Below are 22269 nucleotides of genomic sequence, written 5' to 3' on the forward strand. Positions count from 1 at the left end.
GCGCGACACGCAATTTACACATGATAACATGTGTGTGGCGGATGTTGGGCGGGTCCGGCGGTCAAAGCAGGGATTGAGTGCCTGCGCGAATAGATAAGAATGTTCGAACCGCAACGGTCGCGAGCTCTTCGGCATCAAGGCCGGATACGTTTCCGGCGGAGACAACAACAGTTGCAAGTTGTTCGCGCGCGGCATCACGTTCCCTTTGGGGCACGGAGGCTTCCAACTGCAGCCACGCAGCTTCCAATGCCGCCTGCAGACGCTCTACGTCTTCAGGGTCAAATGCACCGGTCTGCACAATTCGCCGTGCGCGCATGGCTCAGTTCCGCTTTCGGCGGCACTAAAATAGCCTCGCAAGGCGGTGTCAACGTCCTCGTGACGGCGATCGATGGAACGCTTAGAGCCCGGGCACAAGAATTTCGCAGACAACGCGCTCGATCACACGTTCGATGGTTTGGGTGTAACGACCAACACGCGGTTATGGATATTGCGAAGCGCGATGGACATGCATGGACCTGGAAGCGGAAGCGCTGAGCCTTTGGAGTGTTGCCCAAGGAGCTGGCTCGGCGCATGTGTAATTTATATTCGCAGACCCCAGAACGTCGAGCCCATTCACCGTGCCACAAGCCGATCACACGCTGCCAAAACCTCAATATTATCGTAGGGTTTTCCGAAAAACACGGAGTCCGAGACTTTCCTGGATTCCAACGCAACTTTGCCGGACGTGTATATGATGGCAAGGTCCGGATGCGTTGAGCGGAAAATCTCCGCCACCTCCCAGCCACTCAGGGTTCCCGCAAGTTCAATATCCGTGAAAACAACATCGATGTGGTTGGCTCGAAATAGACCCATAGCTTCCTCGCCGGTCGCGGTTTCGTGCACGGTCCAGCCGTCGGCGCGCAAGTCTTCGGCGATCGACATTCTTATCAGCCCCTCATCCTCAATCACGAGGGCGACGGGCGGCGCGCGGCTGGCACCCATGCTGGCTTCCAGTTCTTTTTGTTCGCAGGGGCCGATCTGAGCTCTTTGTTCGTGCTTATTGCGTGCATGCAGACAGGCGATACTTGGTCAACATCTTGGTTGTGAGGGTTGTTCCAGCGAAATGTTCAAGACATAACGATGAAGATTGGCGTTCAGTGCGCTCTCGGTCACTCGTTCTTTAAAATTAAAGGAACAAGATCATTTGAAATCTGTTATAATTAAGTTGGCGGCAATATCCGCATCTGAGCGCGCAGGCCAATGAGTCCGACGCGCCATTGCTCTAGACAAAGAGGCTAGCATGAACATCGGTGAGTTCACCGATCGCGCTCGCGCGATCAGGTTATCGAAAAAGACAAGGTACGATGACAAGTTCGAAAGGCTCCGCCGTGAGCTCAAATCCGAAGAAGCGACCGCAGCTATCACCAAGCCGGCTAACGTCCAGCACAGAACGAAGCTCGGCCGCGCCGTCTTGCGATTGCCGTGATGGCACGAACAGATCCAAAATCGAACAACACAACAGAATCTTCTCGCGATGTCCCAGGGCATCGTTCGATCTATTCAATTAAAAGCCTGTCGATCTCCACGGTAGTCGCCGTGATTGCCGTTATGGTGATGGTTATGTTGTACGAATGGCTACCATCCTAGCAAAGACCAGGAGCGCCTATTGATGATGGGCTGCTCAGCACTCTCAATGCATCGTCTAACGCCGCACATGCACTTTAAAGCCGTCATTCTAACGGCGTTACGCTTCTGGGCTTCGCTTTGTTTTGACGCCCTTCCCCATCGAGACCCTTATCGATCTCGCTCATACAGACGGCTATGGCGTCTTCGCTGGTCCCCATAACCTCGCCCAAAGCCATTGAGCCTTGAGGCTGCCGTCGATAGACGATCCACCGCCAATGCCATTCCGTAGGTCCTATCGGTTTCACTGAGAAATCGACGCCGCGATGCTGCATACTCTGAACTTTCTATCGCCCATCCGATTCTATCGCGGAGATCCGTGAAATGGGGGCTGAGAAGTAAAATCGGCTGAAGGGGGTTTGGGAAGACACACAATGCAGTTTAGAACCGAGTGTCAGCCTTTTTGTGCTCCGCCCAAGCGAGCAACGTTCAGGGTCGTAATGTTATCGCTAGGCTCATTCACGATCGAAAAGTCAGTTACTTTGTTCGCGTCAGAGACATAGATCCATTTCAGGTCGAAGAGTTCTCCATCCCTTATATAACCGAGCGTCGCCCCCTTATTCGGGCGCCAAAAGAGAGACGGCGGCAAGACCGTACCGAGCTTTACCCAATTGGGCTCCACGTATTCTGCAATCGGCTTCCAGTGAATCATCTATTTTCCAATCCAACACGATCCAGCGACCTAGCCTGCATGACAAATCCAGGAACCGCTCTTGTTGTTCGGTTCGATTTCCCCTTAATCACCGCGACATAGTAGCAATTCGAATGGAAATGCATTCACCGTTACATAGTCTAGCCTTCGTGTGCGAGCTATCTAACTTCGGTTATCGAGAGACCAATCTTTCCAACGCTAACCATCCTACGCTGATGTGCCCCATCTAGATATGGATATCTGTGGTTAGCGCCGCGCGAGGGTAGGACAGCGAGATTAATCGCTCCTCGACGAGATAAGATCTGCAGCACCCCGCCGATCATCAGCCATTCTGGCCTCCTCAAATAGCGATCTTCTGACCGATTTTGTCTGGCCAAGTCTTCAGAATGCTGGTCTCGATCTTCCCCATCGTGATCTTAGTTAGCACCACGTGTCCGCCGACCTGGGCAACAGATTCCCCACGGCCAAAGACTGGCGACTTCATGCCGCGAGCTCGGTCCATCACCCATTCAAGATTGGCGAACCTGCCGCCGCGAGTTTCCTCACAACGCTTCTGATCCCGACAGCAAGGCCGATATCGACGATGGCTGTAGCAACCGACGTGACGGCCCCGAGACCTCCCAGTCCCGCAAACGCTACAATCGCACCCGAAATCGGATCAGCGCATGCTACAGTCGTCATCGTGACAAAAGCTGCTATCGCGTAAAGAACAATTCTCATCTCTCCTCCTCAATGTGGCCACGTCACCGCGAAAAGCACGATCGCCGAACTGGCGCAAACAAACCGAAGAAACGGGTTTTCGAGAGCGCGACGGATGGCTGGCGGCATCAGATCCCCCGCGCTTTCATCGCCATCTGTGCATTCGCGATTTGGCGCTCACGGAGCGTCATTTTGTGAGCGATCCGTCTCTGCGCGTTGCGACTATTGGCTTTGCGATCGCTCGTTGAAGCACTCGTGGTCGGATAGGCGGGCGCCGAAACGATGCTCACTTCGAAAAGGTCCACGTCTTCGAGCGTGCGAAGAGGCAACTGATCGTCGTCGCCATCCTCCCATGTCTGTCGACGAACGGAAAATGAAAAAGAACACTGTCGAACATCTTCGCGCTGAACCGCGGACCATACAGTCTGCCATTCTGGGCTCATATCCTCGGGCGCGTCCATCGTGAAAAAGAGGCCAATGCGATCGGCTCGCAATTGTAACGTCCCGCTCGTTGTGCGGGAAAGGACGCGGTTCCAATCGTGGCCCCACAAACCCAAGACATCTTCGTTTTCCCGAAGCGTCCGATCGAATGCGCCGACAGCAATCCGTTCGCGAAACAACCCGGCGATGGTGGTGATGTCGCCAAACCGAACGCAATAGCCGCTGATGAATTTGCTCACGTTAGCCCCGCCGTGCGCGCCGTTCGATTTTCTCGCGTTGGATGCGGCGAGCGGTGTCGTTGGCACTTTCGTCCGTCGCCTGGTAAGAAGATTTGCCGGGCAAGCGGGTCAATGCCCGCACTGTGCCGCGCTTGCCATGGATCGTTGCGCGTTCGATTTCGATGCGCGTTTCATGGCCGGGTTTTAGTTCAGACATATTTGGCTTCCTTCGCTTCACGGATAAATCGCTGCACGGGGCCATTCTCGATGTCGCCGAGGAACGGTGCTCGGAAGGAGCCGAGAACGCTCCACTGAACGTCCTGCGCCTCGAGATCGTTGATGAGGTCCTCAAGTCCGACGCGCGCCTTGTGGGCAGCTTCCAACGCATCAGCGAGCCGCTTAACGCGAGCCGCAAATTCTGGCCTGATTTGATCGCAGACAATTCGGCTCGCAGCGGAACGCCGGTCCTGAATCCGCTTAATCAACACGGCCGCTGCTTCATCGAGAACGGTTCCACGTTGACGCAGTTCAAGAAGCCTTTTCGGGCGGTCGTCGAGAGCGGCCACTTCCCCTAAGGCTTCCGCTACCGCCCGGCTGACGTTGCCGGTGGTCGGAGGGTTCTTCTCCAAGTCACGGGCTAACGCTTTCTTTTCGTCCGCGACGGCTCGCGCCTCGGCCGAAATCGCTTCTCGTTTATCCAGAAGTGCCGCGTAAGTCGGATCAGACTCTGCAAGGCCAGGAACGCGAACTTCAGGTTTTACAATCGGCTTCGCTGCCATGTGTTTCCCCGATGGCTGTTGTCAAACATCGCGACTGACGCCGCGAATTCATTACGCCGCGTCTGCAGATGCCTCATCGGCAAACAGACGGCGTATGCATTGGAAGAGCGCCTTGCCTGGAATCTTGATGCTCCGCATGTGCATCGCGCCCCATTGGCGCGCGTCCTTGCCGGGCTCGCGATACCGCTCGGGCTCGCCAACACTCCAATGAATGGAAATTTCGGGCCAGGAACTTACGACCTCAATGTAGTCGATCGAGCGCAGCGTATCGTCGTCCTCAACAGCTGCTTCGAGTAGAGCGTCGAGCGCATGGCCCGCGCGAAACAGTTTGGATTTGAGCCGCTCGGGCATCTCGTCATCGACGACGATCCCGTTCGGCATGAGGCGGTCCAGCGTGACGACAGTTTCGGCCACGTTCGGCAGCGTGACGTCGGCACAAACCCCTAAAAGCAAGCTGCCAACGTCGCGAAAGTCGTATCGCGCGGGTGCGTGAGCGGCGCCGGCAGGAACGATCTTCGCCTCTGAGAGACACCTGGCAACAGAACGGCTGCGTGCCGCTCCTAGGCCAAGTTCGCGCTCGAAGGCTGTCACCACAGAGCCCAAGTCAACGGTCGAAGTGTCGTTCATAGCTGTCTCGTAGATTGTGCGAACTACGAGCACCTTGCCACATCGTTCGCCTTCAGCGCGTCACGCGTGACGCCAATGTCTCGCGCGCGAACATTTCAGCCGCTGCGCGAACAGCATCGTTGTCGTCCGCCCGTTCGAGGGCGAGAAAGCCACCGTCGATCAGGGCGTCGTCCAGTTCGGCTGCCGGCAGGTCAACCGAGATCCTAATCTGGCCCAACTTTCGACGCCGGCGATAGCGGCGGCTTCGTTCGCGGCTCTGCGCGCGCCGGGCGGCGGTCTTATCGTCGTTCGGCATTTCAGTTACCCCGGTTTCGTTTCGGTCAATTCGCGTACCTATCGGGCAACGGCACTTCGCGCTTTACGCTGCGATCCGGCTCGCCGGGCTTGGGTCGGGGATCTAGCACCGAGCAGTAACGCCACCGCGATTGCCAGGTCAGCGATTTCAAGCCCGCAGTCACGGCTCGGAGTATCTCCCTGCTGATCGTTGAGTTTCGGTCGCGAGGTGCACGCCGCTCGACGGCATCGTCCAGGGTCGCCTCGGCTTTGGCACGGGCCAACAAGCGCGCCTCGGGTGCATTGCCCGTGTCTCGGGCAAAATCGTAAATGTCCCGCAGATCATGAAGCGCATGCGCAGCGTCGATATCGGCGCGAACGACACGAAGTCGTTCTTCGTTTTGGCCGATGTGCAAGCCAACTCCGCGATACGAGCCATCCGTCGGGATTTCATCGTTGCTCATGATTTTCCTCCGCTTAAAAGCCGCAGTGCGCGCCGCGTGATGGCGTCCGACGGCGGCGCGTCTTTCTCGCCGGGCTTGGGATCGACGGCTTTTTGGTGCGCTAAAAGCACCTTTGCCGCTGCCACTCTGGCGGTATCGCCAGAGGTCGGATTCGCCGCGATTTCCTGCAAAATCTTCACCGGATCGAACTTTTTTTTACGTCCCATCAGATGGCCTCCTGATTTTTTCTAATGCGCGCGCAAAATCTGCGAATTTGTGGGCGCGCGGTTCCGGCGTTTTTGCCTTTTTTAGGATGCGACCACCCCCTACATCTCAGGCTCTCCAAATGCTGCGGCGCCAGGACTCACGCCACTCGGTGCCGTCGTCAAAACAGCAGCCGGCAAACTCGCCGCCATTAGCCTCGGCCTCAGCTCTACCTTCTTTGATCCTCTCGATCCGACGATTGGTCTCGGCCATCACCGCAGACTCGGGGGCGTCTTTCCATTGGTCCGAGTCTAGAACGGTCCACCGCACGGAACGGACCTCATCAGGTAGGCTTTTGAGGTAGGCTTCATGCTCTTCTGCCTTGCGTGCCGCTTCCGCTCGTGCTGCTCGAATGCTGCGGATCTTCGTGAGCGCACCATCGGAGAAAGCCGCCTCGGGCATGCGCTCGAGAACTTCATCTTTGATCGCGAGTAGCGAAGGCACGCCGTAGCCTTGCCTCGCACGCCTTTCTGAGTCGGCGATGTCTGGAAGCTGCCTATCAATCTCTTCGCTCAAGTAATGGAGGCAGAGATCGAAAGGAACGATGCAACCAGGTTCTCCAGGCTTGCCACCAGCAATCGCCGCACGTCTATGGCGAGCGATGTCCGGCTTCTCCACGTTGTTTGGCGCTTTCGCCCATTGTCCGCTGAAGTAGAAATCTTTGACCCAATATTGCCAGCGATCGTTGACGGTATTCGCCGCTTCGAAAAGATCCTGATCAGTCGGAGGAAATGGGTTTCGGGGATTATGCAAGTGCATGTCCGCCAGCATGTATGCCGCGACGCTCTGGTGGACATGCGATATAGCGCGTGCCCGGAGCTGATAGGCGCGGCGCCGATCGGCATCCGAGCGTTGAGTGCCTGCCTGAAATGCGATGTCAAGATCTACAATGAGCGTCCGCACAGCAGACGATAGAGGCGACCCAGCACCGACGGGGACGAGGTTGCTAACCGTTACGAGCGCTCCCATGACGAGCCTCCAAATGCTTGAGCTGCGATTTCTTCAGATGATGCGCGTCCGCGACCCTTTCGGTTATTCCGGAACTCGATCGCGTTGCGGACCCATTTCTGCCAAGCCAAATCCCAGCGCGCCCACTTCGTGCGCTTGCCAATGTGGTGGTCTCGAAAGTTCTCCCACTCGTGTCGGATATTATCTTCCGAGAGACCTCTCTCGATCGCATAGGCGAAGCCGTCTGCGCCCGGATCCCAATCGCCGGGAAGTTCATGTGGCCGAGCTGCGGCGCGCTGGCGCTTCGTTGCGGATGTTTCGAGAGAAATAAGTTCGACAGTCTCGGTCTGGACCTCTGATTCTACCGAATGCAAAGAACATGAGTCCTCGTCGAGCGAGGGCGAACCAAGGTTCGCCTCTTCTCTTTCTTCACTATCATCTTGCTTATTGAGATCTTGCAGTGAGTTCTTGCAGTCGGAAGCGCTGTGGTTCCGGGGTTTATCGATTAGACTTCCGGGGTTTTCGTCTTTGACTTCCGGGGTTTTCTGATCATCGGTATTATCCCCCGGAACATATGAGTTCCGGGGTTTTCGGTCTGATGTCGGGCTATCCTCCGGAACGGATGACTTCCGGGGTTTTTCTACAGACGAAGGCCGGCCAGGTGAGCGCCGCGGCGGCGCAATCGCCTCGGAGATCTGCATCGGGCTGGCTGCGATGATGACGTGCGGATATCGAAGCCACAACGCAGGAGGCAGTCCTGGCCGCGGTTTGATTTTGACGATGCCATCATTGACCACCTGGATGATCAGGGAGCGGCATTGTCGATCGGAGCAACCTATGTAGTCGGCGTGGCGCTGAGAACCGATGGTGCACCGACCGTATGGATTGTCGGACCAGAGTGCGATGTGATGAAGAAGCGGACCGATCAGGCGGCTGTTTATTCGATCCGCCATCGGTTGACGGCCAACTGAAGACATCGCGTAAGCTTCGGCGGACCGTATCGCGCTTGCCCTAGAATACCCCGGAAGTTGTCCGATTTCGTTCGGGCTGTATTCAGGCTGTGCGTTTTCACCATTAGATCGACGCCAAGCCGTTTCAATCGCATCGATGAGTGTGATTTCGCCGGCAGCCTTGCCGCAGACGAGCGCAGCATCAGCGATCTCCATCGCCATCAGTTCCGCAAATTCGTCGCCGAAGTCACTGAAATCATCGAGGACGCTCGGCTTTTCCAGTAGATCCATTGTTGCCCCATGAGTGAGGGGCCGTTGATTTTTTAAGCGAATACGAGTATCAAAATCGCGCGGCCGGTGGTTCGGAACGCAGCACATGAATTCAGCCGCCCCAGCGCCAACTGTGGGCGGTTTACTTTTGCTGAGATCATGCCGCGGCCCCGGTATCGCGAGAACGCCGATACGGTTTGCGGGTGATGACGGGGCGGCTTGCGATCCAGGCGTCTATCTCACTCTCGCGCCACGCAACCGACCGTGAGCCAATACGGACAGGCGCCGGGAACTCGCCAGCGGCGACCATCTCATAAATCTTCGATTGGCCGAACGGGACTTTTTCAAGCACCCCCCTGATCCTCAGGATTCGATCAGGGGAGATTTGTGATTGTTCCATCGTCTTCCTCGCTTTTGCATATCGATGCAAATCAGTGTGCGAGGATGGTCGCCGATACTTATTGCTTCGGGGAGGGTAGAGTTCAGCTGTTTTTGGTACCTGGTAGGCCGATGCCACCGTATTTTGCCAAATCTTCCGCAGTTGGGTTGCCGCGCTGAACTTCCCCGGAAGCCAATTGATTTCTCAAGTGGCGCACCGCCTCGGACGATCGCATCGGGGCCGCATCTTGGATTGCGATTATTTCCCTCCCGTGCGCGGCGACGTAGTTGAGAACCAAATCACGAGGGACGCCCTTACGTTTGCTGTGCGTGCGGGCTCTCGCGACCAATGCGCTCGGTCCACTTCCTCTCGCTTTCGCTTCCTTCGGAAGAGACAGCCATGCAGCTTTGAGCACACGGGCGAACGGTTGATGAAACTCCGTCGGGGCGTCCTCTGACAGACTCGTCGATACGCCACGTTCGGCGAGAATTCGTCTCAGCGCGAGGATGAGTAAATCTCTCCATGCCGCGACACGAATTTTTGCTTGCTTCGCGATCAAAGGGCCCAACGACCAGAAAGTCAGAAGCTCTAACAAGTGCTTTCGCTGTTGATCATCGAGAGTGCCGGATATTTCAGATTCGATGGCACCTATCAGAAAAGAATGCATTTGCTTAGCGTGCGCGATGCTCCGCTCTATTTGTTCTAAATTGGCGCAAGCATGGTCAAGAGTTTTGATCAGTCGTTTGCATCTAACCTTTCTTGGCATCGATCATCTCCCGCCAGCAAAAGTGGCCCAAGCGATCATCAGCGCGCGACGCTTCTCCAACAGCTTGCCGCGTCTGTATGCTTTCTCGACCTTTGAATCGATTTCATGCGCCAACGCCATCTCGGCAACTTCACTCGGGAAGTCAGTCTCTTCGCTCACCCAATCACGGAAAGTGCTGCGGAAACCGTGCGCCGTCGCATCGACTTTGAGCCGCCGCAGCAACATCGTCAGCGCCATGTCACTAAGCGGTTTCCCTCCCGTCCGCTTCGATGCGAAGACAAACTCGGCATTCGGTGCGAGCTTCTGCGCCTCCCCGATGATCTCGATCGCACGCGGCGACAATGGAACGATATGTTCCTTACCGCCTTTCATGCGCTCGGGAGGAACCGTCCAGAGTTTTGCCTTGAGATCGAACTCTGCCGGCGGAGCACCGCGCACTTCACCCGATCGCGCGGCGGTGAGAATCAGGAACTCCAACGCGAGGCGGATCATCGGGTCATAATCCCCAGCGCCGCGAAGTTTGATCATGAATGCAGGCAGAGCGGCGTAGGGGAGAGCTGCGTGATGCTCAGGCTCGTCGTTCTGTTTCGGGAGGCCCATCTTCACGAGGCGACATGGATTTTCCCCGCTGCGATGGCCGGCCGCCGTGGCGTGATCGATCACGGTTCGCATGCGCTGTAGGACACGGCGCGCGGTCTCGGGTTTGTCCGTCCAGATTGGAGAGAGGATCCGCAGCACGTCGGCGGTCTCGACCCTGTTGATTGGACGCTTGCCGACGATGGGAAAAGCGTAAGTCTCAAGTGTGGTGAGCCACTGATCCCCGTGCTTGCCATTTTTCCACGTCTTGAGCAGGGCGGCGTGAACGACCTTCGCGCAATCCGAGAACGTCGGAACGCCTTCACGCTCAGCACGCCGCACGGCGACGGGGTCGGCGCCAGCTTTTGCCTTTCTCCGGATCTCGTGCGCAAGGTCTCGGGCTTCCGCGAGCGAGACCACCGATGTTCCCCCAAGCCCTACATCCCTGCGCCGGCCATGGACCTGAATTCTCAGCACCCAGCGCGATGCCCCGGACGAATCGACCACGAGCATGAGACCATTGCCGTCGCCGTAGCGGCCGGGCGTCTTCACCTTTTCGACGAAGAGTGCCGTCAGCCCGCGTTTGCGGCGTGAAACAGTTGAAATGTCATCCTGGACGGCCATGCGCTTCCCCCGACGACGCAAATCACATGTCCCACGTTTTATCCCACAGTTTGTTGCGGATTGGAATGGAGGAGTGCGGAAGAACGCGCAAGAGTATGGAAAGTCTAAAGCCCAATGTTTGCTGGCTGTTTCCAGGAAATTCGGAGCGTAGTGGAAGAGTATGGAAGAGTGCGGAATAAGGGTTCTGGCGGAGGGGGTGGGATTCGAACCCACGGTGGACTTGCGCCCACGCCGGTTTTCAAGACCGGTGCCTTAAACCACTCGGCCACCCCTCCAGGACCCACTGCGGGGAGGCCTCCTGAGAGGCGGCCTCGATGCGCATTGTCCGGATCGCCCCTCCTAGCGGGTTCCGGCGCCGGCCTCAAGCCCCGCGCTTAACCTGATCCTAAGCAGCGTTTGTCATCATTCCAGCAAGCTTCGGCCATTCTCGCCGTGTGTAGTTGCGGAAAGGGTGCGCTTGGGCGGGCGTAGCGTATCGAGTTGGGTTTGCGTACATGGACAGGGGCCTTTACGGGAGGCTTGCCTGCCGGCTGATGCTGGCAGTCAGTGCCGCGGCGCTTTTGAGCGCCTGTTCGAGCAGCCCGTCGCCGCAATCCCTAACCGGCGTCAATCGCTCCACCTTCACGGAAGACGAATACGGCGTCAGCAGCAGTCCGCGGGTTGCGTCGGGTCGTGTTGCGAAGGGCGGTGGCAAGTTCAAACTTGGTTCGCCCTACAAGGTGGCGGGCAAATGGTACGTTCCCCGCGATAATCCGAATTACGATGAATACGGCGTAGCCTCTTGGTATGGCGCTGATTTCCACGGCCGCCGGACCGCGAACGGTGAGGTGTTCGACGCCAACGCGCTGACTGCGGCCCATCCGACGCTGCCGCTGCCGTGCTATGCTTATGTGACTAATATCGACAACGGCCGGACGGTGCTGGTGCGCGTCAACGACCGCGGACCGTATGTCAACGATCGCCTGATCGACATGTCGTATGCGGCAGCCAAGCAACTTGGTTTTGTCGGCAAGGGGCGTGCACGCGTCCGCGTGCGGTATGCCGGATTGGCGCCGCTCAATGGCGACGACAGCCGAGAACGGCAATTCCTGGCGCAGCAGAACAACCAGCCGTATCAGGGCCAGCCTTCGCCCGCGCGCGAATATGCGGCGGCCGAGACGAATGCCTCCGACTTGCCTGCAGATGCATCCGATCGGTGGGACCCAAACAGCTATCGCGCGGCGCTCGCGGGCAAGCCCGTGCCGCCAGCACCTGCACCGGCCCAGAGATCGCGGCGCCAGTTGGTGCAGACGGCGAGTATCGGCGAGCCTGATTTTACGCAGCGCATGTCTTTGACGGCCGCGCCCCAGCGTCAGCCGGAACCTGAGCCCGAGCCATTCGACGCCCCGCAGCCGTTTGCGCCGGCGCAGACTTCGGCCGAAAACGGCGACGCCTATCTGCCCGTATCGGCGTACGACGAGCCTGCGAGTAGCGGCTATTCCGAACGCGCGTATGTGCAAGTCGGCATTTTCCGAGATCGCTCCAATGCCGAGAGACTTAGGCGTGAACTTGGCGCTTTGGGTCCGGTGGAAGTAGCGCCTCTACAAGCCAGCAACGGGATGCAAGTCTATCGCGTCCGCGTTGGGCCTTTCTCGCAGGGCGAGGCGTCGCGCGCCCAGAGCCGCATTGCGACATATGGTGTCGCGAATACCGCGATCGTGATGGATTAAGCGGCTCGTTGCACAATTTGCGTTAACCCGGCGTTGACCATGTCTCAATGCAGTCGGATACTTCGGTTTCCATCAGTCGGGTCGTCTAGCCAGGCGGCATCACACGGAAACGATTCGAGCGATGTGGAAGACGCGGAGCATTTGGCTCGTCATTGTTGCGATCGCAGGGCTGCTTGCGGTCGTGTTGCAAAATGCGGAAGCCGCTGAGACGGGGTTTGCGACCAAGGCACCGCATGCCATGCTGATGGACGCGGAAACGGGCGCCATCCTCTATCAGCACAACGCCGACGAGCTTTTCCCGCCAGCGAGCATGAGCAAGCTGATGACGCTGGAGGTGCTTTTCCGCGCCATCAAGGAAGGCCGCGTTAAAAAGACCGACGAATACAAGATGAGCGTCAACGCCTGGCGCAACGGCGGCGCGCCGTCGGGTACGTCGGCGATGATGGTACCGGTCAATACAACGGTGACGGTAGATGAGCTTATTCAGGGGGTCGCGGTTCAGTCGGGCAACGATGCCGCCATGTGCATCGCCGAGAACATGGCGGGAACCGAAGGCGCGTTCGCGCGGATGATGAACGAGGAGGCGCGGCGGATCGGCCTCAAAAAATCAACGTTCGGCAATTCGACGGGGCTGCCTGATCCCCACCAGCTGATGACGGCGCGGGAGCTTGCCATTCTGGCGCGGTACGTCATCCGTGAATATCCGGACTTCTACCCGGTTTTCAGCCAGAAGGAATTTCGCTACCGCCAGCATCGCTTCATCAATCGCAATCCGCTGCTGTTCTTGAACATCGGTGCCGATGGCATGAAGACCGGGCATATAGCGGCTGCGGGCTATGGCCTGGTCGGTTCGGCCGTTCAGGACGGCAAGCGGCTTATCGTCGTCGTCAGCGGCCTAGAGAAAGCGGATCAGCGAAAGGACGAGGCTGCGAAGCTTCTGACGTGGGGCTTTCAGTCGTTCAGCGCGGTCAAACTTTTCAACGCGGGCGAAATCGTCGGGCAAGCGCGCGTCTGGGGCGGGAAGACTTGGTATGTGCCGCTCGCCGCCAAGGGCGACGTGATGTTTACGATGCCTAAATATCCGGCAAATCAGCGGATCTCGGCGGAAATCGTCTATAAGGCGCCCTTGAAGCCGCCGGTGAAGAAAGGCGATCAGGTCGCGACGCTGCGTATTTCGAGTTCAAGCAGCGCATCGGCCGAAGTGCCGCTCTATGCTACGGAGGACGTTTCGAACGGCGGGATCGTCCGCCAGGGCGTCGACTCCCTTGTGCTAATGGCCTTGCGCCGGCTGGCACTCTAGATTACGCCCGCCGAAAAGCAGAGGCGAGCCATGAAGCGCGGAAAATTCATCACCTTCGAAGGCGGCGAGGCCACCGGAAAATCGACCCAGTCGAAGCGCCTGGCCGAACGGCTGGAACGCGCCGGTATTCCCGTCATCGTAACACGCGAACCGGGTGGCACGCCGGTCGGCGAAGACGTGCGCGCCCTTATCATGAAGGATCGTCCAACCGATCCGGTGACAGAGCTTCTGCTTTTCGCCGCGGCACGAGCCGAGCATATGACGTCGGTGATCCGCCCAGCGCTCTATGACGGCACGTGGGTGATCTCGGATCGCTTCATCGATTCAACGCGCGTCTACCAAGGCAAGCTCTATGGTCTGGAGCGCGCCTTTATCGAACAACTGGAAAAGTTCATCGTGGCGCCGGACTACCCGGACTTGACGTTGATCCTTGACCTGCCTGCGAGCGCGGGGATCGAGCGGGCGGAGCTGCGCGGCACGCTTTCGCGTTACGATGCCGAGCGCATCGAAACGCATGAGACGTTGCGAGAGGGCTTCCTCGAAATCGCCGAGCAGGAACCGCAGCGCTGCGTGCTGATCGACGGCCATCTGCCGGTGGCGAGCGTCGAGACGGCGGTGTGGCAGGCGGTCACCGCGCATCTGCTCGCTGAGGCCGATTGATGGCGCGTGCGCCATTGGGGGCCGACATCGAGGCGTTGCCGGAAGCGGATCGGCTCGATGATTTTCCGCACCCGCGGGAGACGCGTGCTCTCTATGGCCAGGACGCAGCACAAGAGGTGTTCGCAGAAGCACTCGCCGGCGGGCGCATGCATCATGCGTGGTTGCTCGCAGGGCCAGCCGGCATCGGCAAGGCGACGCTGGCTTATCTCGTGGCGCGTGCGGCGCTCGCCGAACCCGACGAGCGCGATATGTTCGGGCAGGGTCTCACGATCGAACCGGACTCGCGGACGGATCGGCAGGTGCGCGCGCTTTCGCATCCGGCACAGTTTGTCATCCGGCGGCCGTACGATCAGAAGACGAAGCGTTTCCCGCAGACCATACCGATCGACGAGGTGCGCAAGCTCAAAGGCTTCCTGTCGCTCAGCTCGGGCGACCAAGGCCGGCGGGTCGTCATCGTCGACAGTGCCGACGAGCTCAATCAGAACGCGGCCAACGCGCTTTTGAAGTCGCTCGAAGAGCCGCCAGGGCGAACGGTCTTCCTCCTCATCACATCGGCGCCGGGACGGTTGCTCGCAACGATCCGGTCGCGGTGCCGCGTCATTGCCATGCCGCCGTTGTCGGACAGCGACCTGAAGCGTGCTGCTGCGCAGGCGCTGACGGCGGCAGAGATGGCACTCCCGGAAGAGCATGATTGGGACAAGCTCTTGCCGCTGGCCGGTGGCAGCGTCGGGCGGGCGCTGATCCTGCTCGGAGGCGGAGGGCTCGGCCTGCAGGCGCGTATCGATCAGGTTCTCGGGAGCCTACCGAAGCTCGATCTCAGGGTCGTTCACGGCCTTGCGGATGAGCTACAACCCATAGCCCAGGACCGGAAATTCCAGCTCTTCATGGACCTTTTCCAGGCGAGCCTGGGACGCCTGATCTCAGCGGCGGCGACGGGCGAGGGGGCACAGCGCGACGTGGAGCTGGCGGCCCGGCTGATAGGGCCTCAGCGCCTTGCGACTTTTGCCGAGCTATGGGAAACACTGGCCCGCGACAAGGCTGACACCGTTACGCTCAACCTTGACCGCAAATCGCTCATCCTCGGAAGTTTCGCGCGCCTCGAGGCAGCGAGCCGCGGCTGAGCAGGGTGCGCATGCGCGCCGCATCTGGCACTGCAGAAAGAACCTAAAGTGGCGGAAAAATATTACATCACGACGCCGATCTTCTATCCGAACGGCAAACCCCATATCGGTCACGCCTATACCGTGATTGCGAGCGACACGCTCGCCAGGTTCGCGCGTCTCGATGGCCGCGACGTGTTCTTCCTGTCCGGCACCGACGAGCACGGTCTCAAAATGCAGCAGACCGCCGAGAAGGAAGGTATTACGCCTCTCGCGCTGGCCGATCGCAACTCGGCGATCTTCCGCTCGATGTACGAAGCTCTCGGCGCTTCGAACGATGACTTCATTCGCACGACGGAGCCGCGTCACTACAAAGCCTGCCAGGCGATCTGGGAAAAGATGGCAGCCAACGGTGACATCTACCTCGGTCGATACGGCGGTTGGTATTCGGTTCGCCAGGAAGCCTATTTCGACGAGAAGGAAACGACGGTCGGCGAAGACGGCGTACGTCGCGAACCGCTCGGCTCGCCCGTCGAATGGAACGAGGAGGAAAGCTACTTCTTCCGTCTCTCGGCCTATCAGGACAAACTGCTCGCACTCTACGAGAGCAATCCGGAATTCGTCGGCCCGCCAGAGCGACTGAACGAAGTTGCGAGCTTTGTGAGATCCGGCCTCAAGGATCTGTCCGTTTCGCGCTCGACGTTCAACTGGGGCGTACCGGTGCCGGGCGACGAGAAGCACGTGATGTACGTGTGGGTCGACGCTTTGACGAACTACATTACCGCCGCGGGCTATCCCGATAACGGCGCCGAGAGGTGGAAGTACTGGCCTGCCGACGTCCACATGATCGGTAAGGACATCGTTCGCTTCCATGCCGTTTATTGGCCGGCGTTTTTGATGTCGGCGGGCATCGAGCTGCCCAGGCGGGTTTTCGCGCACGGTTTTTTGTTCAACCGCGGCGAGAAGATGTCGAAATCTGTCGGCAACGTCGTCGATCCGTTCGAGTTGGTTGAAACGTTCGGCCGCGATGCCGTGCGCTATTTCTTCCTGCGCGAAGTGATGTTCGGTCAGGATGGCAGCTACTCATCCGAGGTCATCGTCAATCGGATCAACGCCGATCTCGCGAACAACCTCGGCAACCTGGCGCAGCGGTCGCTGTCGATGATCTTCAAGAATTGCGATGGAGCTATTCCGCAGCCGGGCGCACTCAGCGAAGCCGATGAAGCGATCCTCGCTGCGACAGACGGGCTCTACGTCACCGTACGCGCTGAGATGCAACGGCAGGGCATCACCAAATATCTCGATGCGCTCTGGGCGGTCATCGCGGATGCCAACCGTTACTTCGCCGCCGAAGAACCGTGGGCAAAGAAGAAAACAGATCCCGCGCGGATGGCGACGATCCTGTACGTCACGGCCGAATGCGTGCGCCAGTTTGCAATCCTCATTCAGCCGGTAATGCCCGAAAGTGCGGCGAAACTGCTCGATCTGCTGGCAGTTGCGCCGGAGGATCGCATGTTCGCAAGTCTCGGGGCCACAGGACGCCTGAAGCCGGGGACGAAAACCCCTGAACCACAAGGCGTTTTCCCCCGCTACGTCGCGCCGGAGGAAAGCAAGGCGTGAGCGGACAACGCGCCGCACGGCGCGGCGCGGCCTGTAGAGGGTAAAACGACCTGATGCTTGTCGATCATCATTGCCATCTCGATTTTCCCGACTTCGCGCCGGAGCTTGATGATGTCGTCGCGCGGGCGCGCGCGGCAGGCGTCGGCACGCTCGTCACGATCTCGACGCGGATCCGCGAGTTCGACAAGCTGAAGGCGATTACCGAGCGCTTCGAGGATGTGTACTGCTCGGTCGGCACGCATCCCAACAATGCGCACGAAGAGCTCGACATTCCGCTCGAACGTATCATCGCGCTTTCAAAGCACCCGAAGGTCGTTGCGATCGGGGAAGCCGGTCTTGACTATCATTACGATACCTCGACACCGGCCGCGCAGGCGGAAGGTTTTCGCCGGCATATCGCGGCGGCGCGCGAGACGGGTTTGCCGCTCGAAATTCACACGCGCGATGCCGACGAGGATACGCTCGCCATTCTCGAAGACGAGACGGCAAAGGGTGCATTTCCGGCCGTCCTCCATTGCTACACCGGCGGGCGCAAGCTCGCGATGCGCGCGCTGGAGCTTGGGCTTTACGTATCTTTCACGGGCGTGATTACCTTCAAAAACTCGGAGGGCTTGCGCGAGATCGTGCGCGACGTGCCGCTCGACCGATTGCTTGTCGAAACGGACGCGCCGTTCCTCGCGCCCATTCCGTTCCGGGGAAAGCGCAACGAGCCGGCTTATGTCGTGCGCACAGCGGCGGCGCTGGCCGATGTGAAAGGCGTCACGCCTGACGAGATTGCTGCCGCTACGACGGCGAATTTCTTCCGGCTCTACAGCAAGGCAAAGCCGCCGAAATCTCTTTCGTCCACGGAAGGCGGGTCTGCCGCAGCATGAACTACAGATGCACGATATTGGGTTGCGGCTCTTCCGGTGGCGTGCCGCGCATTGGCATGAACTGGGGGGCATGCGATCCTGAGAATCCGAAGAACCGGCGTCTGCGCTGCTCGGCGCTGATCGAACGCACCGGGTCGGGCGGGCGGACGTCGGTTCTCATCGACACCTCCCCGGATTTTCGCGAGCAGATTTTGTCGACGCGTCTCACCGCGCTCGACGGCGTGCTCTATACGCACGATCACGCCGACCACACGCACGGCATCGACGATCTGCGCATGGTCGCCTTTTCGATGAAGCGGCGCGTCGAGGTCTATTTCAACAAGGCGACGGGCGACAGCTTGAAGTCGCGCTTTTCGTATTGCTTCGAGACGCCGCCCGGATCGGCGTACATGCCGATGCTCAACGGTCATGAGATCGACGGCGTAACACCGGTCGCAATTGCGGGCGGCGGCGGCACGATCACGGCACGGCCGATCCAGCAGCATCACGGTTCGATCCTGTCGCTCGGGTACCGGGTTTCCAATCTCGCGTATTCGCCGGACATCAATGACATTCCGGCGGAGTCCATTCCGCTGCTTGAAGGCCTCGACGTCTGGATCGTCGATGCGTTGCGTCACGGCGTGCACGAAAGCCATTTCAGCGTGAAGCAGGCACTGATGTGGGCTGAGCGTCTGAAGCCGAAGCGCACAATCCTGACGCATATGACCAGCGAACTCGATTACGCGACGCTGGCGCGCGAATTGCCTGCGGGCGTGGAGCCGGCTTACGACGGCATGATGATTTCGTTTACCTGAGGAAGGGCGGCGCGAACGCCGCCTGACGTCATCGCCAAAGGCCGTAATCGTCCCATTTCGCTTCGGGGATCAGACCACCCAGCTTATACGTGAATGTTTTCGCTCGCATCTGGTCAGGCGTGACCGTGCAGGTGAAATCGAGAAAATACCAGCGGTTGTTGGCGCGCACTGCGCCGCCTTTTGCGGTGACGACGTTGTCCTTGAATATCGCCGGCTTCTGAATGGTCGTCGTGACGCGGTCGATGCCTTTCAAATGGCTTCCTTTGCGGACGGCGTCGATGCCGCGAAGATTGCAGACCTGATGCGCACGTTCTTCCGGCTGAAGCTCCTTGAGCACGCGGTCCATCGAAGCATCCGCCAACGCCGTTTGCGTGCTGCCCGCAAACGTAAGCAACAATACAAGACTTCTCTTCGAGAGCATTCCCCTGACTTCCCCTTTGAATTTCCCATCAGTCCGGAACGACCGGAAGCGGCCCCCCGACCGCGATCGTCAAAACGCGCGTTGATGTGACCGTAATGAGGCGACATCCGTCACTGCAGACCTCGCCTGCAATGCGCGACTCAGATTCCATCGATGGTTCGGGAGTCTAGGGACGGCAGCTGTCGAAAAAGTAAATATGGCGCTCGCTAGGCTAATGGCTCGCGCCATTCGCGGAAGTTTATGATCCCGCCGTTTCTTTCGCACTGCGGCGATGCAAGTTCGAGAAAGAGGGGAACGAGATCTTCAGGAGCGGGAAGCGTCTCAGGATCTTCGCCCGGAAATGCCTTGGCACGCATCTGTGTGCGCGTGGCACCAGGATTGATCAGATTGGCTTTAACGCACGTGCTCTGGAGTTCGGCGGCCCAGGTTTTGACGAGCGCTTCCAGACCGGCCTTCGACGCGGAATAGGCGCCCCAGTAAGCGTATTTGCCGCTGGCGGCGCCCGACGTCACGAACACAGCCCGGCCGGCGTCGGAACGCTTCAGCAGCGGATCGAGCGTGCGGATCAGACGCCAGTTGGCGTTGAGGTTGATGTCGATGGTGGAGAGAAAGCCTTCGTCGGTCGTGTGGCCGAGCGGGGAGAGCGGGCCGAGGATACCGGCGTTGGCGATCAGAATATCGAGGCGCTCCCAGCGCTGATAGATTGTCGGCCCGAGCTGATCGACCCGGTCGCCTTTTTTGAGGTCGAGCTGAAGAAGGGTCGCGGCGCCGCCAAGTGCCCGGATCTCATCGTCAACCGCTTCGAGCCCGCCGAGCGATCGCGCTGCCAGGATGACGTGAGCTCCGGATTTCGCGAGGCCGAGAGCAACGGCGCGGCCGATACCGCGGGACGCGCCAGTGACGAGCGCAATGCGCCCTGAGAGGGGAGTGTCCGTCATGTGTCACTCTTCAAAAGCAACGGACGGACAGGCCGCCCTCATCAGCCGACTTCGGCGAGAAGGGATAGCTGCCTCGGAATGGCTTCGCCACCGTAATCGGTCAGATTGGTCGGGTAATCGCCGGTGAAGCAGTGATCGGTGAACTGCGGCGCACGGTTGTCGCGGCCCTCAAGACCGATGGCGCGATAGATGCCGTCAACCGACAGGAAGGCAAGGCTGTCGGCTTCCATGAAGTCGCGCATTTCGTCGAGCGACATGTTGGCGGCGAGCAGGTCTTTCTTGCTCGGCGTGTCGATGCCGTAGAAATCCGGATGCGTAATCGGTGGCGAAGAAATGCGCATGTGGACTTCGGCTGCGCCCGCGTCGCGGATGAGCTGGACGATTTTCTTCGACGTGGTGCCGCGCACGACGCTGTCGTCGATCAGGACGACGCGGTTGCCGCGAATGACGCCGGAATTCGCCGAGTGCTTGAGCTTGACGCCGAGCTGACGGATGCGCTGCTCGGGCTCGATGAAGGTTCGGCCGACGTAGTGATTGCGGATGATGCCGAGTTCGAACGGGATGCCGCTCTGCTGGCTGAAACCGATAGCAGCCGGCACGCCGGAATCCGGGATCGGCACGATGACGTCGGCGGCGGGCGCGGATTCGCGCGCCAGTTCGATGCCCATGCGCTTGCGGATATCATAAACGGTCTGGCCGCCGACGATGGAATCCGGACGCGCGAAATAGATGTATTCGAAGATGCATGGACGCGCTGGGCGCATCGGGAAGGGGCGGTGGCTTTCGAGCCCTTCGTCAGTGATGACGACGACTTCGCCGTTATCCACTTCGCGCAAAAACTCTGCGCCGACCATGTCGAGCGCGCAGGTTTCAGAAGCCAGCACATAAGAGGTGCCGAGGCGGCCGATGACCAGCGGGCGGATGCCGACCGGATCACGGACGCCGATCATCATGTCGTTGGTCATGCAGACGAGGGCGTAAGAGCCTTCGACCTGGCGAACCGCATCAACGAGGCGCTCGACGATGCGGCGCTTCTTGGAGCGGGAGAGAAGGTGAAGAATGACTTCCGTGTCGGAGGTCGACTGACAGATGGCGCCGGATGAGATCAGTTCGCGCCGGAGCGTCAGAGCATTGGTGAGGTTGCCGTTGTGGGCGACTGCGAAGCCGCCGGTATCGATGTCGGCGAAAAGCGGCTGGACGTTGCGGATGAGGGGATCGCCGGTTGTGGAGTAGCGGTCGTGGCCGATGGCCATGCGACCTTTGAGGCGGGCGAGAACTTCGGGTTTCGAGAAGTTGTCGCCGACGAGGCCCATGCGGCGCTCGGAGTGGAAGTTGCGGCCGTCGTAGGAGACGATGCCGGCTGCTTCCTGGCCGCGATGCTGCAGGGCATGTAGACCCAGTGCTGTGATCGCCGCCGCATCGGGATGATCGAAGATGCCGAAGACGCCACATTCTTCGCGTAGACGATCATCGCCATAGCGCGTGAACGTGAGCCCGTCGATTTTCGTCGTCGCGCCGCCTTGCTGTGCCATAAGGCACCTCCCGCGATTGAGCCGCCCTGCTCTGCCCGATACGCCGGGTAACTAAATTCCGAACGTGCCGTCGCCGCTGACGCTACCCGCGTCACGCGAGCGTCATATAGTACCGTTGGCCATTGATGACCAGCGCGACTGAACGACCCTTTTGCTCAAGAAAGCCTTGCTGTCCAGGCTGTTCGTTTGGCGAAGCCGGTGGCGGCGTCGCGGACGGTTGCGGAATGACCTGCAGCAGGACATTGCGGATCGACTCCCCCGTCGCCTTCACGTAGGGCCTAAAAAATGCATCCCGAACAAGAGGATGCTGCTTTTCTTTCTCAGGCGAAATGAAGGCCTCATAGGCCATGTAGGGTATGACGAAGAGAAGAAAGCCGCGCAGGACCCCGAAGATGAAGCCGAGAACCCGGTCAATCATGCCGACCTGACTATCCAGAATTGCATCGGAGATGCGCGCGGTAATCAGGTGCACGATGATGAGGACGATGAGGGCGACAGCGACTGCCACGCCGACCGTCGCGATTTGCGGTGGCAGGCCGGTCTGGGTTGCGAGATCGGCCGTCATCTCCTTCTTGGTGGCGAAGATCCAGTAGCCGACGCCAGCAGCGGAAATCCAGGAGACGATCGACAGCAGCTCGCGCGCGAAGCCCCGGTACATCGCAAGAAGACCGGATATGAACGAGACGGCGATCAGCGCCAGGTCTAGGTAAGTGAACGGGCCGACCATGGCCGTATCCCCTCTTTGGTCGCGT

The 22269-nt window shown here is 59.3% G+C and carries 29 protein-coding genes and 1 tRNA gene; 8 read left to right on the plus strand and 22 right to left on the minus strand.

From position 1 onward, the window contains the following. Positions 1–61: 61 nt before the first annotated feature. Positions 62–316 (minus strand): hypothetical protein, encoded by a 255-nt coding sequence (locus RLW41_RS20555; protein WP_414462697.1) that lies wholly within the window; start codon positions 314–316, stop codon positions 62–64. A 296-nt stretch (positions 317–612) separates the two neighbouring features. Further along, positions 613–981 (minus strand): response regulator transcription factor, encoded by a 369-nt coding sequence (locus RLW41_RS20560; protein ID WP_414462698.1) that lies wholly within the window; start codon positions 979–981, stop codon positions 613–615. Between the two features lie 298 nt (positions 982–1279). Between RLW41_RS20560 and RLW41_RS20565 the strand changes: the two genes are divergently transcribed. After that, positions 1280–1465 (plus strand): hypothetical protein, encoded by a 186-nt coding sequence (locus RLW41_RS20565; protein ID WP_414462699.1) that lies wholly within the window; start codon positions 1280–1282, stop codon positions 1463–1465. Between the two features lie 591 nt (positions 1466–2056). On the opposite strand, the gene RLW41_RS20570 is transcribed toward RLW41_RS20565, so the two are convergent. From RLW41_RS20570 to RLW41_RS20645, 16 genes are all read right to left on the minus strand, one after another. Next, positions 2057–2314: a hypothetical protein gene (locus tag RLW41_RS20570; protein ID WP_414462700.1), complete on the minus strand. Its 258-nt coding sequence runs from the start codon at positions 2312–2314 to the stop codon at positions 2057–2059. A 340-nt stretch (positions 2315–2654) separates the two neighbouring features. After that, positions 2655–2798, minus strand: coding sequence for a hypothetical protein (locus tag RLW41_RS20575; RefSeq protein WP_414462701.1), 144 nt, complete (start codon positions 2796–2798; stop codon positions 2655–2657). A 17-nt stretch (positions 2799–2815) separates the two neighbouring features. Then, a complete protein-coding gene (locus tag RLW41_RS20580) occupies positions 2816–3034 on the minus strand; it encodes a hypothetical protein (RefSeq protein ID WP_414462702.1) in 219 nt (72 codons plus the stop codon). A gap of 107 nt (positions 3035–3141) precedes the next feature. After that, the gene (locus tag RLW41_RS20585) at positions 3142–3693 is read right to left on the minus strand and encodes an HK97 family phage prohead protease (protein WP_414462703.1); all 552 of its coding nucleotides are present in this window, start codon (positions 3691–3693) and stop codon (positions 3142–3144) included. 1 nt (position 3694) lies between these two features. After that, positions 3695–3889, minus strand: a complete 195-nt coding sequence (locus RLW41_RS20590; RefSeq protein WP_414462704.1) for a hypothetical protein — start codon at positions 3887–3889, stop codon at positions 3695–3697. Continuing rightward, positions 3882–4451, minus strand: a complete 570-nt coding sequence (locus RLW41_RS20595; protein ID WP_414462705.1) for a hypothetical protein — start codon at positions 4449–4451, stop codon at positions 3882–3884. Before RLW41_RS20595 ends, RLW41_RS20590 begins: the two co-directional genes overlap by 8 nt. A 51-nt stretch (positions 4452–4502) precedes the next feature. Further along, complete coding sequence (locus tag RLW41_RS20600; protein WP_414462706.1) at positions 4503–5078, minus strand: hypothetical protein; 576 nt, start codon at positions 5076–5078, stop codon at positions 4503–4505. Between the two features lie 52 nt (positions 5079–5130). After that, the gene (locus RLW41_RS20605) at positions 5131–5373 is read right to left on the minus strand and encodes a hypothetical protein (protein ID WP_414462707.1); all 243 of its coding nucleotides are present in this window, start codon (positions 5371–5373) and stop codon (positions 5131–5133) included. Between the two features lie 25 nt (positions 5374–5398). Beyond that, the gene (locus tag RLW41_RS20610; RefSeq protein ID WP_414462708.1) at positions 5399–5815 is read right to left on the minus strand and encodes a hypothetical protein; all 417 of its coding nucleotides are present in this window, start codon (positions 5813–5815) and stop codon (positions 5399–5401) included. Beyond that, positions 5812–6021 carry a hypothetical protein gene (locus RLW41_RS20615; protein WP_414462709.1) on the minus strand — a complete coding sequence of 70 codons (210 nt, stop codon included), beginning with the start codon at positions 6019–6021 and terminating at the stop codon, positions 5812–5814. Before RLW41_RS20615 ends, RLW41_RS20610 begins: the two co-directional genes overlap by 4 nt. A 106-nt stretch (positions 6022–6127) precedes the next feature. Next, positions 6128–6829, minus strand: a complete 702-nt coding sequence (locus RLW41_RS20620) for a hypothetical protein (protein WP_414462710.1) — start codon at positions 6827–6829, stop codon at positions 6128–6130. A 182-nt stretch (positions 6830–7011) separates the two neighbouring features. Next, positions 7012–8247, minus strand: a complete 1236-nt coding sequence (locus RLW41_RS20625) for a hypothetical protein (RefSeq protein WP_414462711.1) — start codon at positions 8245–8247, stop codon at positions 7012–7014. A gap of 136 nt (positions 8248–8383) precedes the next feature. Continuing rightward, a complete protein-coding gene (locus tag RLW41_RS20630) occupies positions 8384–8626 on the minus strand; it encodes a helix-turn-helix transcriptional regulator (RefSeq protein WP_414462712.1) in 243 nt (80 codons plus the stop codon). An 82-nt stretch (positions 8627–8708) separates the two neighbouring features. Beyond that, positions 8709–9371: a hypothetical protein gene (locus RLW41_RS20635; protein WP_414462713.1), complete on the minus strand. Its 663-nt coding sequence runs from the start codon at positions 9369–9371 to the stop codon at positions 8709–8711. A 3-nt stretch (positions 9372–9374) separates the two neighbouring features. After that, positions 9375–10571 carry a tyrosine-type recombinase/integrase gene (locus RLW41_RS20640; RefSeq protein ID WP_414462714.1) on the minus strand — a complete coding sequence of 399 codons (1197 nt, stop codon included), beginning with the start codon at positions 10569–10571 and terminating at the stop codon, positions 9375–9377. Positions 10572–10756: 185 nt separating this feature from the next. Next, a tRNA-Ser gene (locus tag RLW41_RS20645) sits at positions 10757–10846 on the minus strand. A gap of 219 nt (positions 10847–11065) precedes the next feature. Here RLW41_RS20645 and RLW41_RS20650 point away from each other — a divergent pair. The 7 genes from RLW41_RS20650 (at position 11066) to RLW41_RS20680 (ending at position 18626) form a co-directional block, all read left to right on the plus strand. Beyond that, positions 11066–12280, plus strand: coding sequence for a septal ring lytic transglycosylase RlpA family protein (locus RLW41_RS20650; protein WP_409559894.1), 1215 nt, complete (start codon positions 11066–11068; stop codon positions 12278–12280). Between the two features lie 121 nt (positions 12281–12401). Further along, a complete protein-coding gene (locus tag RLW41_RS20655; protein ID WP_414462715.1) occupies positions 12402–13580 on the plus strand; it encodes a D-alanyl-D-alanine carboxypeptidase family protein in 1179 nt (392 codons plus the stop codon). Between the two features lie 30 nt (positions 13581–13610). Next, entirely contained in the window at positions 13611–14240 is a 630-nt protein-coding gene (gene tmk / locus RLW41_RS20660) for a dTMP kinase (RefSeq protein ID WP_013947654.1), read from the plus strand. Further along, positions 14240–15361 (plus strand): DNA polymerase III subunit delta', encoded by a 1122-nt coding sequence (locus RLW41_RS20665; protein ID WP_414462716.1) that lies wholly within the window; start codon positions 14240–14242, stop codon positions 15359–15361. The genes tmk and RLW41_RS20665 overlap by 1 nt, the downstream gene beginning before the upstream one ends. Before the next feature lie 48 nt (positions 15362–15409). Continuing rightward, a complete protein-coding gene (gene metG, locus RLW41_RS20670) occupies positions 15410–16960 on the plus strand; it encodes a methionine--tRNA ligase (RefSeq protein WP_414462717.1) in 1551 nt (516 codons plus the stop codon). A gap of 53 nt (positions 16961–17013) precedes the next feature. Then, positions 17014–17832, plus strand: a complete 819-nt coding sequence (locus RLW41_RS20675) for a TatD family hydrolase (RefSeq protein WP_414462718.1) — start codon at positions 17014–17016, stop codon at positions 17830–17832. After that, positions 17829–18626 carry an MBL fold metallo-hydrolase gene (locus RLW41_RS20680; RefSeq protein WP_409559900.1) on the plus strand — a complete coding sequence of 266 codons (798 nt, stop codon included), beginning with the start codon at positions 17829–17831 and terminating at the stop codon, positions 18624–18626. The genes RLW41_RS20675 and RLW41_RS20680 overlap by 4 nt, the downstream gene beginning before the upstream one ends. A gap of 28 nt (positions 18627–18654) precedes the next feature. Here the strand turns inward: RLW41_RS20680 and RLW41_RS20685 are convergent, their stop codons facing one another. From RLW41_RS20685 to RLW41_RS20700, 4 genes are all read right to left on the minus strand, one after another. Continuing rightward, on the minus strand, positions 18655–19023 hold the full coding sequence (locus RLW41_RS20685; RefSeq protein ID WP_409559901.1) for a DUF930 domain-containing protein: 369 nt from the start codon (positions 19021–19023) through the stop codon (positions 18655–18657). A 230-nt stretch (positions 19024–19253) separates the two neighbouring features. Next, positions 19254–19985: an SDR family NAD(P)-dependent oxidoreductase gene (locus RLW41_RS20690; protein WP_409559902.1), complete on the minus strand. Its 732-nt coding sequence runs from the start codon at positions 19983–19985 to the stop codon at positions 19254–19256. A gap of 41 nt (positions 19986–20026) precedes the next feature. Next, the gene (gene purF, locus RLW41_RS20695; RefSeq protein WP_409559903.1) at positions 20027–21517 is read right to left on the minus strand and encodes an amidophosphoribosyltransferase; all 1491 of its coding nucleotides are present in this window, start codon (positions 21515–21517) and stop codon (positions 20027–20029) included. Positions 21518–21608: 91 nt separating this feature from the next. Then, positions 21609–22244 (minus strand): CvpA family protein, encoded by a 636-nt coding sequence (locus RLW41_RS20700; RefSeq protein WP_409559904.1) that lies wholly within the window; start codon positions 22242–22244, stop codon positions 21609–21611. Positions 22245–22269: the final 25 nt, after the last annotated feature.

This window comes from Hyphomicrobium sp. DY-1 (assembly GCF_047497105.1).
Lineage (GTDB): Bacteria > Pseudomonadota > Alphaproteobacteria > Rhizobiales > Hyphomicrobiaceae > Hyphomicrobium_B.